The organism is Shouchella xiaoxiensis, from assembly GCF_016907895.1.
GTDB classification, from domain to species: Bacteria; Bacillota; Bacilli; order Bacillales; family Bacillaceae_D; genus Shouchella; species Shouchella xiaoxiensis.
The window spans coordinates 479151-494406 of record NZ_JAFBCV010000001.1 but is presented as its reverse complement, the minus strand read 5'-3'; the positions used below and the strand labels follow the sequence as shown (position 1 = coordinate 494406).

The window sequence follows — 15256 nt, the reverse complement described above, 5'->3', positions numbered from 1 at the left end:
CACGCTATTATAAACAGTTCATTTTAAAAATTGGCATAAAAAAAGAGTCTCTATGGAAGAAACCTTTTTTTTGTGACTTTTATTGTCTGTTCTTTTCGATATGCTCCCACTGTGGCGGCAGTTTATAGGTTTCTAAATGATTGAACTGTGTTACCTTAACCAACGATGGAACCAGAGGAGAAACCTCAAGCGTGACCAAGTCTCTTCCTACTGCAATATGTGGCCCAACAACAGGTTCAACTTCAATTTGATAACGAAAACTAAAAGAACGAAATCCGTCAATCCGCGTTACGCTCTGAACATCTATTTGATAAGGGTAAAGCATCGGGCTTTCAGTGAGGATACTTTCATAATAATCGGCTACTTCTTGTTCAATCGGCCCCATCAAAAACAGCGTGAGCGAATCATAAATAGACAGAAATGACGAGTCTTTATTCGGATTAATATGTACATCAAATGCTTGTGCATGAGAAGTTGTTCCAATAAATAAAGCGATGATGATAATCATTATCCTTTTCTTCATATAAACTCACCTTCTGTATTCAATGGATTTATCATTTACCAAGTCCAGTTCCCTTATTCAACATGAACCGAGCTAGTAAGCAACTTTTGTTCCTAAATAAAAAAGTTTCTTCATATTTATTAGCTCTGCTCTGCGAGACATGCGCTAAAATAGGCATTGACAAGTGTTTCGCACAGGAATATGATCACCGTGTAGACGTTTTTAAGAAGGAAAGGAAGTCCACATATGCCACGCATCCCGAAACTAATTAAATTCCCAGAAGATGTTGTAGTGAACATAAAAAAATTCCAATCAGAGAACGAAATCTCAACATTTTCTAAAGCCGTTTATACATTAATTAATAAAGGACTTAAATCAAATTAAACGCCAATAATTATTTCTACATCTTAAATATAGGAACCATCATTAAGAAGTTGGTATAAGCCTTACTCGTTATTCAAACCCCTCTCAGATCCGAACAAGTCTCCCTTTATCTCTACTCAGAATTTTAATTCTTCAATCATGCAAAATGTCCAAACTAATGCTATCCTACTGCTAAAGCAGAGGTGTTATAGCATGAAAAAGATAAGTCTGTTGTTTACTGCCATTACCATTGAAGTGATCGGCACTTTATTTATGAATCAAGCAGATGGTTTTACGCGCTTATTTCCATCCATTATGGTGTTTGTTTGTTATTTCAGCGCCTTAGTTCTTTGCATTTATCTTGTGCGGGAATTAGAAGTTGGTTTTGTGAATGCACTGTGGTCAGGTCTTGGTACATTTGCGGTGATCTTGCTGGGCATTTGGTTTTTTAATGAATCTGTTTCGTTAATGAAGTTTATCGGAATGGGGTTCGTTGTTGCTGGAGTTGTTTTACTAAATTTAAATGCACTAGCTGAAAAAAGGAGAGTGTCATAAACGTGGGCTACCTCTTTCTAGCACTTGCCATTTTGTTTTCAGTGCTCGGCAATCTCTTTATGAAGTTATCAAACGGGTTTAAAAACCGGACAGCTACAGTTCTAGCTGTTATCTGCTACTTGATTGTCACGCTCACGCTTACCTTTTCCATTCAATATTTAGAGGTTGGCATTGCCTATGCCATTTGGTCCGGAACGACCATCCTATTTGTCGCTTTAATTGGGACAATCTTCTTGAAAGAATCGCGTAGTCTTGTTAAATACGTAGCTCTTAGCTTGATTACAGCTGGCGTTGTTTTATTGCAAATTGCCGCATAGCCAGCAGCGAGCTGTTGGCTATCGACTTCTGCTAAAGTTGTTGCTGAATTCTTTGAATAACTGTATGATAAAATGCTGTCGGATGGGGGACGAACTGTTCTTTTGTCACAGAGGTTTTCCATTCTTCTTTCAATCCTGCAGCATTCAGTTTAAAACCTGAAGCCGGGATATCTAGTTGCTCATTTTTCCAAAGCTGCACAAAATCCTCCCACTCCACTTTCACCATACCGGCCACTTCTTCTTCCTGTAATGTGAAGGAATCGAATGAAAACTCGTTTATGTACAGATACGTGTGGGCGAGCTCCCGATCAATTAATGCCCCATGGGTTACATCATAGGCGATAAGACCAAGTGAAATTAACTCATTTAAGGTTACATCAATGCCAATCTCCTCTTTCACTTCTCGTACTCCATCGGCAGGAGTCTCATCAGCTAGAATATGCCCGGCTGCCGTAATATCAAGCAGACTAGGATAATCTTTTTTTGAATCACTGCGTAATTGCAAATAGAGATACGTCTTCTTTGGAGATTTTTCAACAAGCCAGCAATGGAATGTTTCGTGCCAATAGCCAAGCCGATGTACCTCCTCACGAGAAGCTGTGCCAATTTCGTTCTTGTTTTCATCAAAAATTTTAAAGAATTCCGTTTCCATAGTTGAACCTCTTTTCCTTTAACCGTCTTAATTAGTTTAGCAAATGACGACAATTGGTACTATAAGAAAAACCAACGATCTTATGCTGCCTGTTAGAAAATTAGTAAGCACTTTTTACAAAGAAACTTCTTTCATGATCTCATCTTCACCTTTAAGAATCTCAGGATGAATGATTGCCAACACTTTTCTACGTAGCATGATCAACGTAATGATAAACAACCCCACACTCGATGGCAGCAAAACCGCAATCGCTCCAACCCATTCAAACAGCATCCCGAACAGTAAAATGCTAAGCGGCACTAAAGCTTGTGCTACAGTTTCCATTACGCCAAATACTCTACCCTTATAGCCATCTTCCACAAGCTGCTGCATCATAACTCCAAGTGGTGTGTTGATAAAACTCATACAAACACCTAGGGAAAGCGTAATTGCACTATAAAAGAAAACCATGCTCATATAGCTCATCTGAAACAACAACGGCACCGTAAACATCGCCAACACCAGACTAACAAGAAGTAGGCCATTTCTTGCACTATTCAGTGGAAACTTAAGCTGTTTATGAATCGAGAAGAACAAGCCGCCTAGTAACATCCCTCCAGCTAAAAAAGCTTCAATGATACCAAAGTGCTGCGATTCAATTTGTAGTAGCTCAACAATGACATAAGGCATGCCGACAATTAGTGCACCAAAGAAAAAGTTTACAAACAACCCCATCGTAATGACTCTACCGATTGCTGGATTTGCTTTAATGTAACGAAATCCAGAAAGCATGCTTTGCTTCATCGACTCAGGAATATCACCTAGTTCTTGATTCTCTTTTAGAAAGAGCTTAAAATTCATGGTTGCTTCAAGCAGAACAGCTACTGCAAATCCAGCAATGAAGATAAGTAAAAACCACTCAAACGGGGCGAAGGCAAACAAGATCCCACCAAGTACTGGTCCGCCGATTGAAGAAAGTGAAATCGTCATTTGATTAATGGCTGAAGCGCGCTGAATTCGAGGTGGATCAACAAGTCCAGTAATCGAAGCCGTGAAGGTAAGGCTTGTAAATGTTGATGATATTGTTAGCAGCACCGTTGCTAAATAGATAATTCCGAGCGACAGTCCGATTTGCAAGCTGTAAAGTAACAAGCCGCTTACAATTAAGACGGAAAAGCCCTGTGCAGTTACAACGATCGCTTTTTTGGAGTAACGATCAGCGATGTAACCAGCGAAAGGTGCTAGTAACGTTCTCGGCAAGATCGTACAAATCAGATTAATCGCAAAACTCATTGCAGACCCTGTTAACGTCAATATGTAAAGACTAATACCAAAAACATAAACACTTCCTCCAAATGATGCGATTAATTTGCTTAAGCCAAATGTCCATAAATGGTAAGTTGCCCGCTTTCTTTTCTGCTCTTCTGTCACTTCATCATCCCCCAGCAAAATAAAGTTTAATTAAATTAAACAAATTGTAACCGAAAAGAACTTCCCAAGCAAGCAAAAGTTTAATATAATTAAACTAATAAGAACCAACGGAGGTTTATACGATGGAGTCACTCGGTAGTCGCATACGCGCGCTTCGAAAGCAACAAGGAAAAACGCTGGCCGACTTAGCTGGTGAACGACTCACTAAGGGCATGCTTAGTTTAATTGAAAACGATAAGGCTCAGCCTTCAATGGAAAGCCTGCACTATATTGCCGAAACGCTTGGTGTAGAAAAAAGTGAGCTGCTCGAAGAAGTAAGCATTCGCCAACTACGAGAGCTTCTCGACATAGGCAGACAAGCTTATGATGAAGAAAAGTATGAGCTAGTGGAGGAACTGTTGCAGCCAATTATCAGGCAAAACATGCCGCTTGCTTATGAATCCGCTCAGCTAATTGAACTGTATGGTTTAACACTGTATAGTCAAAAAAACAGCGAATGGGAACGCTACATGATAGAAGCTGAAGACCGTTTTTTGCAGATGAATCAGTTTAATGAAGGTTTTCGCCTTGTTTTAGAACGGGTTTCTTTTCATACAGCTCACTACCAATTTGATGAGGCCATCAAGCTGCTTGAGGCAAAGAAACAATTTTATCAATCACAACGGTTTGAACTTGAATTAATGAACGAGCTACGATCCAATTATCTCGAAATTGGGTTGTTATTCTTAACTGAAAACATTCAAGCTGGAAAAGAACTTCTACAGAAAACTATCGCGTACTCAACAGAAAAACAGCTTTTTTACAAAATGGACGAATACTACCGAGTTGCCGTTATGTTCTCTACGCCGACCGATAATCGAACCGACATCATGTATTACGTTGAGAAACATGGTCAACTTGCTCAATTACTTGACAGCAATCAACTACATGCTTTAACTCATTTATTACGCGGGTTCGTCATGAGCCAATTTGATCGCGATTACGAATTGGCTATTAAGGAACTTGAAACTGGAATTACCTACTTGAATGAGAGCTATTCCTTGAATTTTTTTCATACAGAAATTGGCGCTTGTTATTATAAACTAGAACGCTACGAGCAAGCGCTTGAGGTACTTCCTGACTTAGAATTTGTTTTAGGAGGTTTTCATGGTCTTGATATTTCGCATATATACGCTGCCGATGCGTATATTGCCCGTAGCCACCTCGCCTTAAATCATTTAGAGAAAGCCAAATTCCATGCTATACGGGTTAAAGAGCGTTTTGACGCACTTCAATACCCTGAAAAAACCATGAAAGCATTCGTTCTTGAAACATATTCTCTCATCTGTAAAGAGTCATGATGAGGCTGGGACATAACGAAAAGCAGTAGTTAAAAAGTCGAATAATCGAAACGATGCTGAGTAGCACCGCTACAGGAGAATTCTTCGCTTTCCGGGGGCACGGCCTCAGCCTCCTTCGTGGAAAACCGCCACTCCAGAGTCTTCAGACACGTGCTGGTCCCCTAGGAGTCTTCAGATTCTCTTCCGCTCATTTTAGTATAAATTAAACGACGAACGTTCCTATTTTCAGGAATGTTCGTCGTTTTCGTCTGTCTATCTACTTTTGTCCCAACCTCACTCGTTACTTGTTAGTCGTTTTTCGAATTTTACTCGGTCCTGCCCTGGACCGTCGTAATCAGCCGTGACCGGGACACCGTTTACCTCTTTATCACCTGGTTGAATCATAAACCCCATCTTCGTATGATAAGCAATTGATCCTTGATTAACAGGTGAAGTAATGCAGGTTACTTTGTAACGCTTTGCTTCATTCATTTTGTCAAAAAAAGCTTGGTAGAGCGATTGTCCGATACGCTGTTGGCGATAATTTGGATCAACACCAACAAAATGAATGTATCCCTCGTCTTTGTTCGTCTGTGAATGGAAGCCAATCAAAAAGCCAACTGGTTTTCCTTCAACTTCAGCAACAAAGCTTGTTGATTGAAAATGAGTGAAAAACAATCTTGGGAGTAAATGATCCATCTTTCTTCCGCCCCACCATTGATTAATAAGCGGGAGAAAATAAGCATGATCTTCGTCTTTCAACAATCGAATTTTCATTACTAATACATCCTTCCTGCAATACAAACTATTCATAGCGTAAGAATGAATTGTACAGACTTTAATGTTTAGTTATTTCCGCTACAAAAAAGGTTGCTGATAACAGCATATCCATCCAATCATAACATAGGGGCATCAGAAAAAGAGACTGCGTTTACAGTCTCTTTTATTAAGTGGATGGCAATTTAAAAACGTTCATTCCTGCTGTATGATTTAGCCAATCTTGAACCGCTTCATAATCAGAGTGAATCGCTTTGTAAGAACTCTCCTTATACCTCTCTCTTCCTTTACCTGTGATAAAGAGCCAGTCTCCATCCTTAATCTCTGCAAGTGCGGTTTGAATGGCCTTCACTCGATCTGCAATGACCTTACCCCTTCGCTTTAAATCAAACCGTTCTAAACTCAGAATCATCTCTTCCTTTAATTCTCCGTTCAAATCGTCTAACGTTAAAAAAATGACGTCGCTATATGCCAGCGTTTGTTCGATCATTGCCTGCTGTTTGCCTTTATCTCTCCCGCCACGAAAGCCTAAAACATGAACGATTCGCTCCGCTCCCATTTGTTCTGCTGTTTTAAAACAATGGTACAACGCATCTTCCGTGTGCGCATAATCAATAATGGCATATCCTCCACTAGGTAATTGAAACCGTTCAAATCGTCCTGGAACCCCTGTAAAAGATTTAAATGTATCTATAATTTTAGGCGGCGGCATACCGACAGTGCGCGCTGCTTGAAAGGCCATCAGCGCATTAGTAACATTATGTTCACCGAGCAGCGGCACTTCCAGCCGGTAAGAAGATTGTTTAACACCAAATTCAACACGCATCTCCTCTCCATATTCAATGCTGTTAATCGAAAAGTCAGGAGCCTCTGCCCCAACCGCTTCTACTCTTTTTCCTTCTTGCTGCAGCTGCTTATATAGTGTCTCGCCCCACTGATTATCATAATTTATTATTGCTAATCCTGTTGGACTCATCATTTCAAATAATCGTTTTTTCGCTTCAAAGTAGCTATCCATATCATTGTGGTAGTCCAGATGATCTCTACTAAGATTCGTGAACAAGCACAAATCAAATTGAATTCCATCAACGCGATGCTGCAATAGCGCATGGGACGTTACTTCCATAATGACATACTTATCCTCGCTTTCGGCAAGGTATTTATAGAGCTGGAGTGAATCCACTGTTGTATTCTTCGTCGGATAAATCGTTTTATTTATATACGTGTGTATCGTTCCAAATAAAGCTGTGTCATGTCCAGCTTTTTCTAGAAGATGTTTTAACATAAATGACGTTGTTGTTTTGCCATTTGTTCCAGTAATGCCGATAAACGTCTTCATCCCTTGGACAGGAAAATAAAATTGTTTTGCTAGTAAAGGGAGCGTTAAGCGTGTACTCTCAACTTTGATATAGGGAACTTTTAGTGAAGGCAGATCTCTTTCCCCAACAACAGCGACAGCCCCGGCAGCAATTGCTTCATCAACATACTCATGACCATCAACGGCAAAACCAGAAATCGCAACAAATAAGTCCCCTTTTTGGACCGTGCTTGAATGATTGGAAATGCCTGTAACCTGCACATGGCCAGACACATTCTCATCAGTTATAGATTTTAATAATGTCTGTAAATCCATGTTCAATCTCCTTTAACCATCATCTTTATCTTAGCCTTCCTTTTTAAAATAAAGATTATTTACAAAAGGTGTATCTTAAAAGTTGGTAAATCCTACGTAAAAAAGACAGGTTCCTCCGGAGAAGAACCTGTCTATCATTATTTATAAAAACAAAAACTGCCTTCTTCGGAAGACAGCTTTTATTGAGAAAGCTATATTTTTGTCAAACCTGTTCTTCAACCATGCGTAAAAAGTATTGATGCAGGCTGTTGTCGTCACTCAATTCCGGATGAAACGAGCAGGCGAGAAACGGTCCTTGTTGCACAGCAACCATCTCGCCATTGTATTCACTCAGTACCGTTACACCCTGACCAATTTCTTTAACAAGCGGAGCACGGATAAAGACTGCATTAACTTTATTTGCAATTCCGTTTACATCAAGCCCTACTTCAAAACTTTCCCGCTGTCGCCCAAAGGCATTGCGCTCAACAACCATATCAATAAAACCGAGGTGGCCTTCTTCTCGATCAGTTAGCGATTTAGCCATTAAAATTAAGCCTGCACATGTTCCGAAAACGGGTTTTTGCGCTTGACCAAACTGTCTCAGAGGCTCAAGGAAATGGTATTTATCAATTAAACGCCTCATTGCGGTTGATTCTCCACCAGGAATGATTAAGCCGTCAATCTCTGCTAGCTGTACGGGCCGTTTAATTGGAATCGCTTTTGCGCCGCTCTCTTCAATAAAACGAATATGTTCGCTAACTGCGCCTTGCAGCGCCAGCACGCCAATCGTCGTCATTACCAACCACGATCCTGCATTCTATCAGCCGGAGCAAGCGTCGAGATTTCAATGCCTTTCATTGCTGTGCCAAGATTTTTTGAAAGCTCTGCAATTAGGGCATAATCGGTATAATGTGTCGTTGCTTCAACAATCGCTCGGGCGAATTTTTCCGGATTATCTGATTTGAAAATACCAGATCCAACAAAGACGCCATCTGCACCAAGCTGCATCATGAGCGCCGCATCAGAAGGTGTTGCAATACCTCCTGCAGCGAAGTTAACGACCGGGAATTTTCCTGTTTCTTTAATCTGTAGCAGTAACTCGTATGGAGCACCGAGGTTTTTTGCCTCCGTCATCAGCTCGTCTGTTGACATGTGAGCAACTTGCTTAATTTGTGCCTGCATTTTGCGCATATGGCGCACAGCTTCTACAATATTGCCCGTTCCTGGTTCGCCCTTTGTTCGAATCATTGACGCCCCTTCACCAATGCGACGAGTTGCCTCACCTAAATCTCTTGCTCCGCACACGAATGGCACTGTGAATTCACGCTTGTTTAAATGGTACACTTCATCGGCAGGTGTAAGGACTTCACTTTCGTCAATATAGTCAACACCCATCGCTTCAAGCACACGCGCTTCAACAATATGACCAATTCTTGCTTTCGCCATTACAGGGATTGAGACTGCATTTAAAACCTCCTCTGTAATTGTTGGATCTGCCATTCGTGCGACTCCACCAGCTGCCCGAATGTCAGAAGGTACACGCTCAAGTGCCATGACGGCAACAGCACCGGCTTCTTCTGCAATTTTTGCTTGTTCCGCATTAATAACGTCCATAATGACGCCACCTTTTTGCATTTGCGCCATGCCTTGCTTCACTCGATCTGTTCCAAGTGCTTTTTCCATCTTCTCCACTCCTTTTGATTGCTTTTTACTGATTTGTTTTTTAGTATAGAAAAGAACTGATTGTATTGTAAGTGTCAGTTTTCAATAAATGAATGAGGTCAGATTTAAAGGAGCTATGCTTTTGGACACGATCTGGTGCGAGTTAAAACGTGACAGTACAATACCTTTGTACGAACAGCTATATACACATTTAAAAGCAGAAATAACGTCTGGACGGATTGCTTATGGAACAAAATTACCGTCTAAACGTAAGCTTGCTGCTTTTCTAAAATTGAGCCAAAACACGATTGAGGCAACCTACGAACAGTTGACGGCGGAGGGCTACGTCGAAGTGAAACCACGGAAAGGATTTTTTGTGCAAGCTTACGAGGAGTTAGAGCAAATCCCTTCAAAAAAATCTCCAGAATTGCAATCAACGCCATCCAAAAAACAAATAAGATTTAATTTTCATCCAACGCATATTGATACGGCACATTTCCCGTTTGATAAATGGCGAAAATATATGAAACAGGCGATTGATCAGTCGAATCGCGATCTGCTTTTACTCGGAAACCAGCAAGGTGAAGAAATTTTTCGATCAGAAATAGCCCATTACTTGTATCATTCTAGAGGAGTTCAATGCACACCTGAGCAAATTGTCGTGGGTGCTGGAATGGAAACCTTGCTACAGCAATTGTTTTTACTGTTTGGCGAGACTACCATTTATGGTATTGAAGATCCAGGCTACCAACTAATTAAAAAAATCTTGCGCCACTATCCAAACCATTATGAAGCATTTCCAGTTGACCATGAGGGAGTGAATGTTGACGCACTTAGCCAATCACAAATTAACATTATGTACCTCACTCCTTCACACCACTTTCCATACGGCTCGGTTTTATCAATTAACCGCCGCAAGAGGTTGTTAAACTGGGCAGAGTCCGATTCAAGTCGGTTTATTATTGAAGATGATTATGACAGCGAATTTCGTTACAGTGGCAAAACCATTCCATCTTTGCAAAGCATGGATCAACATGGCAAGGTTGTTTACTTAGGTAGCTTTTCGAAATCACTTATTCCTTCAGCTCGGATTAGCTACATGGTCTTGCCTAAACCACTTCTAACGAGCTATCAGCAGATGTTCTCCTCTCATCATTCGACCGTAGCTAGATTCGACCAAGTTGCACTAGCTGAATTTATGAAGCACGGTGACTTTGAGAAACATTTAAATCGGATGAGGAAGCTGTACCGCCGGAAATTAGACCGAGTTCTTTCACTTTTAAAACCATTTGAAGAAGAATTGACGATTATAGGTGATCAGTCAGGACTTCATATTGTGTTAGTAGTGAACAATGGTATGGATGAAGAGACACTCGTCACATCTGCCCGCGCTGCTGACATTCTTGTCTATCCACTCTCGCTTTATTCAATTGAGGCAAGAGCCCATAAACCACCTCGGGTTGTTCTTGGCTTTGCGAGCATTGCCGAGACTGACATTGAACAAGCATTTACATCCTTACTTCAAGCATGGGGATTAAAAAAACAAAAGAAGACGCCTGCTGATTGATTGGCGTCTTCCACTGTTACATTTTGTATTCTTGAAACCAATAGGCAACGAATGGTTTTACTTTCGCACTTTTGTCTTGCTTTAATTTCTCCATCGTTTGATTCACGTAGTAAAGCGATAGAGTATCGTTTACATGCTTATCGCCTTCAAATGCAGGAAGATAAGCAGATAAATACCCAACAACATGACCCCGAATGCTCGTATTCTCATGGTGAACTAGGCGATCAATAAGATACATTTCAAGCGACTCGTCCTCTAAACTAATGATATCGTTAAAACATTTTTTAATTTTTTTGGCATTGTTCTCTGCAAGAACAGCATTAATTTTCGCCAGCAATTGTTCATTTGTACGACCTTTCCGCAATTGCTCAGCGATAAAGGCGCGGTTTTCTTTTGTATTTTCAAGTGCTATGCCCTCATCTTCTTTCTCGATTACGTATTCCTCTGCAGGTACGAGCTTCGAGAGAAATGCCGCAAACGATGGTGCCAGCTCTTGTTCTTCTTCCAACTCACTATCAATATAGACAACTCGAGGCCCATTCTTCTTCCTCTTGTAATCAAGTGCAAACCAACCATACCCATCTCCGCTAAAAATGACAAGCTTCTTCCGTAGTCCCCATTCGCTACACAAATATGGACTATCAACTAATCCACTTTCTTCGCTAATTTCAAAGAAATGATCGATCTGTATATGATCATCTGCCCAAGAAGTTGGTTCAGCAGTTGGACAGGCGAGTCCTTCTATATAGCCTCCATTTTGCTGTTTAAATAGAGCAATAAGCTCTTCTGGCAATTGTATCTTTAATTGTTTTTCTACTGCTATTCTTTGTTCATCTGTTAGAGGTTGTTGTCTTTCATCATCTTTTAACCAACTAACCATATGTACTCCCCCATTCTTGAAATTTCATTTCTTTAATGAACCATTTGTATGTATGTTTCTACCAAGCCCTGCACAAACCTAAGAAAACGGCCTAAGGAGTTTTCTTATGAAACGCATCGTACTATTCGTTAACCTTATCTTACTTACGCTTATGCTCTCACCACTGACCGCTTCTGCTGCACCAGCAGATGAAGCAGCTCAACAGCAAGCAATCACAGATATGCTTTCTACAGTTTCTCAAGAAAAAACAGTGCTCGAACCCGAACACGCTGCAACAGCCTTTCTGGCTACCCTTCCTGATGATCAAAAGGAACGGACCTTACTTGAACTAAAGCCTGAAACACTTGTAAAATGGTCCAACCTTCCGGCTACGGCTGAAAACCGTAACGGAGTCTCTCTCGGTGAGCTTTCGGAGGAAAGTTTAAAAGCAGGCTTACGATTGGTTCGCTCTGTTCTGAGCCCTGAAGGATTTGAGCAAGCAAGCGAAATCATTAAAGCAGACGCTTATTTAAAAACAACCACCGTTTACCCGCAATTTAAATGGGGCCCAAACCTTTACTTTTTATCAATACATGGGCAGCCAACGGAGGCGGATCCATGGTTTGTCCAATTTAGCGGTCATCACTTAGCAGAAACAATTGGCTTTCACACGGAAGAAGCCGCTGTTACATCACAATTTACCGGGCTTGAACCGCGTGGATTTCATTGGAATAACCAGCCTTACGCTCCATTTGAAGATCGGATTGCCGCCGCTCAAATGTTGATGCAATCGTTGAATGACGATCAACGAACTCAGTCTAAGCTGAAACAAACGTATTCAGATGTTCTAGTAGGTCCTGAAAAAGACGGTGCATTTCCGAAACAAGAAGGACTTGCTCTCAGTGCTTTGAACAACCATCAGCAAGCACATGTAAAAAAGCTCGTTCTTTCCTGGATTACCTCTGTGCCCAAACAAGAACAACAAGCACTAATGGATGCCTATTTTAGCGAAGATGCCCTTGCGCAAACGACACTTGCTTGGTCTAGCTCGACTGAGATCACAACGCAAGGTGCTTATATCCGTCTAGACGGGCCACGTATGTGGATCGAGCTGTCATCCCGTGAAGGAGCTGCGAAGAAAGAAGATTTCCATCTTCACACGATTTGGCGTGATAAGCTGGCTGACTATGGCAGTCTGCTTCCTAATACGGAATAAAAAAGAGCGCTAGCGCTCTTTTTTAGGTTGATTGATAGTCTCTTTTTCGATTAATGTGACGAATTAATAACCCCACGCAAATGATTGATATTACATCATCTACGTAATATCCGCCTAGCAAAATGCGCTCATAAAACGCATGCTGTTCGAACGCAAAAGTTGGGTGAAGTACTACACTTACTTTACTGGCGATTCCAAATAAAAACTCCAATGAGAAATAAATAAGTAGTAATACGGCTGTAAGCTTTCCATAGAGATGACAGATCATCATGGCCGCTGCTAATCCAAAGGCATAGCCACTAAACAGCACTGGGAGTACCGGAATATCAGAGCCATAATAAAGCATAAGCACAAGTGAAATCCCTTTTGAAAGAAAGGTTAAGCAGATTAACAACAAATACATTTGATACATCGTTATCGCTCCTCACCTAGCGTTAAACAAACAGTGGAATTACATAATAGACAGGTTTTTCATACGGATGGATGGTTTCAATGAGTTGCTTCACTTTAGGTAATTGATGATAGTTACATGAAAACTCCATTTTGCATTCCGGTCCGTAGCACAGCTCTCCAATTCTTCCATTCACCGGATCAGCACCTTGCAGCGGTCGCCAATAGCCCCTTACCTCCGTATAAGATACCACATGGTCATAATGATCTACCGTCAACAGCCCTTGCTCATTCAGCTCATTCCGAAGTGGCACAATGGTCTCTTCTGGCAAATACACTTCTATTTTTACTCTTGTGAAAGTCATCGCGTTCCCCCCACTTTTTATTGTACACTAGAATTGATACAGAATTGCATAAATTAACAGATAAAAGAGGGTTTGAATTGACTTTATCTTTATTTAAAAACAAACTAGCCACGCTTGAAACAATTCTTTATTTTGATAAAAAACAATTCCTGCGTGAAAAAACGGATGATCCTGCTCAACTGAAAATCATGATTGAAGATGCGCTTCAGTTAGTAACAGAGGTCAGTAACGAGCAAGATCGTTTCTTTTTAAAAGGAACGATTTGGAATTTGTATCGAATATGCAAACGTCCACAAACAGCCCTTGTCTATTTAAATGAATGTTTGTTATTTGCTCAAGAAAGTGGGACAACCACTCAGCAAATTGTTTCATTGATTCGCGTAGGAGAAGCGTTAAAGTACAATGAGGAACATAAGAAAGCCCTCATCCTGTTTAATCAGGCGCTCTCCCTCTGTCAGATGCATGAGGTTACTGCATACACAGATTTTTCGTTACAGCATAAAGGCAAATGCTTAATGGAACAAGGTTATTTTGCTGACGCTGAAATGTGTTTTAACGAGGCACTTTTAATTAGGCAGAAAAAAGGGAATGCATCATTAATCGATTCAACAGAACAAGCACTTGCTTTGCTCATGCAATTAAAAAGCTAGTACAATATAGTCTTAATCCGAAAAAGTAGGAGGCGAATACAGTTGCAAAAACCATTTAAAGCTCTCGTAGTAGAAGATCAAGAAGGTGTTCGTCACGCAACCGTTCAACCTATTCAGCTCAATGACTTACCTGAGGGCGACGTGCTTATCAACGTCCATTATTCAGGAATCAATTACAAGGACGGACTTGCCGCTGATCGAAACGGACAGGTTGTGAAACAAACTCCTTTTATTCCTGGAATTGATTTAGCTGGTGAAGTTGTTGAATCATCCGATGATCGCTTTGAACCTGGAGATTCTGTTGTCGCAACGAGTTATGAAATTGGCGTTTCGCACTTTGGTGGGTACAGTCAATTTGCCCGAGTACCAGCTGATTGGGTCGTTCCTCTTCCAAAAGGGCTTACCCTAAAAGAAAGCATGATTCTCGGCACAGCTGGCTTTACAGCAGCGCTTTCCATTCAGCGCTTAGAAGAAAACGGACTAACGCCAAATGATGGTGAGGTGCTCGTTACTGGTGCAACGGGTGGTGTGGGTAGTCTCGCGGTCGCGATGCTTGCCAGAAAAAACTACGCTGTTGTCGCTAGTACAGGTAAGTCAGCGGATCATGAGTATTTAAAAAACTTAGGGGCAACCAAAGTTATTAGCCGTGAAGACGTCTATGATGGCAAACTATCAACTCTCGGCAAGCAGCAGTGGGCAAGTGCGGTTGATCCAGTCGGTGGTGAACCACTTGCTTCTGTTCTGAGTAAAATCAAGTACCGGGGATCTGTCGCGGTCAGCGGATTAACCGCTGGAGGGAAAGTCCCTACAAGCGTATTTCCGTTTATTTTACGAGGTGTGAGTTTGCTTGGTATTGACTCTGTCTACTGTCCAATGGCAGAACGAATTCAAATCTGGGAACGTCTGGCGACTGACTTAAAACTATCCCAGCTTGAACAGCATGTTGCCGAGGAAATTACGCTTGATCAAGTACCAGAAAGATTACCGGCAATTCTTAAAGGTAAGATACGAGGCCGGATACTCATTCGCTTATAAAT

At 41.1% G+C, this 15256-nt stretch carries 17 protein-coding genes; 7 read left to right on the top strand and 10 right to left on the bottom strand.

Annotated features, from left to right (window positions below; genetic code table 11):
- Positions 1-79: 79 nt before the first annotated feature.
- On the bottom strand, positions 80-523 hold the full coding sequence (locus tag JOC54_RS02565; protein ID WP_054792565.1) for a DUF3888 domain-containing protein: 444 nt from the start codon (positions 521-523) through the stop codon (positions 80-82).
- Positions 524-1078: 555 nt separating this feature from the next.
- Here JOC54_RS02565 and JOC54_RS02560 point away from each other — a divergent pair.
- A complete protein-coding gene (locus JOC54_RS02560) occupies positions 1079-1420 on the top strand; it encodes a DMT family transporter (protein ID WP_035417720.1) in 342 nt (113 codons plus the stop codon).
- Between the two features lie 2 nt (positions 1421-1422).
- Positions 1423-1737 carry a DMT family transporter gene (locus JOC54_RS02555; protein WP_054792563.1) on the top strand — a complete coding sequence of 105 codons (315 nt, stop codon included), beginning with the start codon at positions 1423-1425 and terminating at the stop codon, positions 1735-1737.
- Between the two features lie 31 nt (positions 1738-1768).
- On the opposite strand, the gene JOC54_RS02550 is transcribed toward JOC54_RS02555, so the two are convergent.
- Entirely contained in the window at positions 1769-2389 is a 621-nt protein-coding gene (locus tag JOC54_RS02550; RefSeq protein ID WP_035417715.1) for an NUDIX hydrolase, read from the bottom strand.
- 114 nt (positions 2390-2503) lie between these two features.
- Positions 2504-3799 (bottom strand): MFS transporter, encoded by a 1296-nt coding sequence (locus JOC54_RS02545; protein WP_204464223.1) that lies wholly within the window; start codon positions 3797-3799, stop codon positions 2504-2506.
- A gap of 122 nt (positions 3800-3921) precedes the next feature.
- On the opposite strand from JOC54_RS02545, the gene JOC54_RS02540 reads away from it, so the two are divergent.
- On the top strand, positions 3922-5139 hold the full coding sequence (locus JOC54_RS02540) for a helix-turn-helix domain-containing protein (RefSeq protein ID WP_204464221.1): 1218 nt from the start codon (positions 3922-3924) through the stop codon (positions 5137-5139).
- Between the two features lie 273 nt (positions 5140-5412).
- On the opposite strand, the gene JOC54_RS02535 is transcribed toward JOC54_RS02540, so the two are convergent.
- The 4 genes from JOC54_RS02535 to pdxS form a co-directional block, all read right to left on the bottom strand.
- On the bottom strand, positions 5413-5895 hold the full coding sequence (locus tag JOC54_RS02535) for a GNAT family N-acetyltransferase (protein WP_204464219.1): 483 nt from the start codon (positions 5893-5895) through the stop codon (positions 5413-5415).
- A gap of 169 nt (positions 5896-6064) precedes the next feature.
- The gene (locus tag JOC54_RS02530) at positions 6065-7528 is read right to left on the bottom strand and encodes a UDP-N-acetylmuramoyl-L-alanyl-D-glutamate--2,6-diaminopimelate ligase (RefSeq protein WP_204464217.1); all 1464 of its coding nucleotides are present in this window, start codon (positions 7526-7528) and stop codon (positions 6065-6067) included.
- A gap of 202 nt (positions 7529-7730) precedes the next feature.
- Positions 7731-8306 (bottom strand): pyridoxal 5'-phosphate synthase glutaminase subunit PdxT, encoded by a 576-nt coding sequence (pdxT, locus tag JOC54_RS02525; RefSeq protein ID WP_035417705.1) that lies wholly within the window; start codon positions 8304-8306, stop codon positions 7731-7733.
- Positions 8306-9193 (bottom strand): pyridoxal 5'-phosphate synthase lyase subunit PdxS, encoded by an 888-nt coding sequence (pdxS, locus tag JOC54_RS02520; RefSeq protein ID WP_035417703.1) that lies wholly within the window; start codon positions 9191-9193, stop codon positions 8306-8308. The genes pdxT and pdxS overlap by 1 nt, the downstream gene beginning before the upstream one ends.
- 115 nt (positions 9194-9308) lie before the next feature.
- Between pdxS and pdxR the strand changes: the two genes are divergently transcribed.
- Positions 9309-10739 (top strand): MocR-like pyridoxine biosynthesis transcription factor PdxR, encoded by a 1431-nt coding sequence (gene pdxR / locus JOC54_RS02515; RefSeq protein WP_367617751.1) that lies wholly within the window; start codon positions 9309-9311, stop codon positions 10737-10739.
- Between the two features lie 16 nt (positions 10740-10755).
- Here pdxR and JOC54_RS02510 read toward each other — a convergent pair whose 3' ends face one another.
- Positions 10756-11619: an SMI1/KNR4 family protein gene (locus JOC54_RS02510; protein ID WP_204464213.1), complete on the bottom strand. Its 864-nt coding sequence runs from the start codon at positions 11617-11619 to the stop codon at positions 10756-10758.
- 106 nt (positions 11620-11725) lie between these two features.
- Here JOC54_RS02510 and JOC54_RS02505 point away from each other — a divergent pair, with 106 nt between their 5' ends.
- Positions 11726-12814: a DUF3500 domain-containing protein gene (locus JOC54_RS02505; RefSeq protein ID WP_204464211.1), complete on the top strand. Its 1089-nt coding sequence runs from the start codon at positions 11726-11728 to the stop codon at positions 12812-12814.
- Between the two features lie 22 nt (positions 12815-12836).
- Here JOC54_RS02505 and JOC54_RS02500 read toward each other — a convergent pair whose 3' ends face one another.
- Both JOC54_RS02500 and JOC54_RS02495 read right to left on the bottom strand, forming a co-directional pair.
- Positions 12837-13226 carry a hypothetical protein gene (locus JOC54_RS02500; RefSeq protein WP_204464208.1) on the bottom strand — a complete coding sequence of 130 codons (390 nt, stop codon included), beginning with the start codon at positions 13224-13226 and terminating at the stop codon, positions 12837-12839.
- A 22-nt stretch (positions 13227-13248) separates the two neighbouring features.
- Entirely contained in the window at positions 13249-13569 is a 321-nt protein-coding gene (locus JOC54_RS02495; protein WP_204464206.1) for a YqfO family protein, read from the bottom strand.
- Between the two features lie 77 nt (positions 13570-13646).
- Between JOC54_RS02495 and JOC54_RS02490 the strand changes: the two genes are divergently transcribed.
- The gene (locus JOC54_RS02490) at positions 13647-14219 is read left to right on the top strand and encodes a hypothetical protein (protein WP_204464204.1); all 573 of its coding nucleotides are present in this window, start codon (positions 13647-13649) and stop codon (positions 14217-14219) included.
- A 42-nt stretch (positions 14220-14261) separates the two neighbouring features.
- Positions 14262-15254 (top strand): acrylyl-CoA reductase family protein, encoded by a 993-nt coding sequence (locus tag JOC54_RS02485; protein WP_204464202.1) that lies wholly within the window; start codon positions 14262-14264, stop codon positions 15252-15254.
- The last annotated feature ends 2 nt before the right edge of the window (positions 15255-15256 follow it).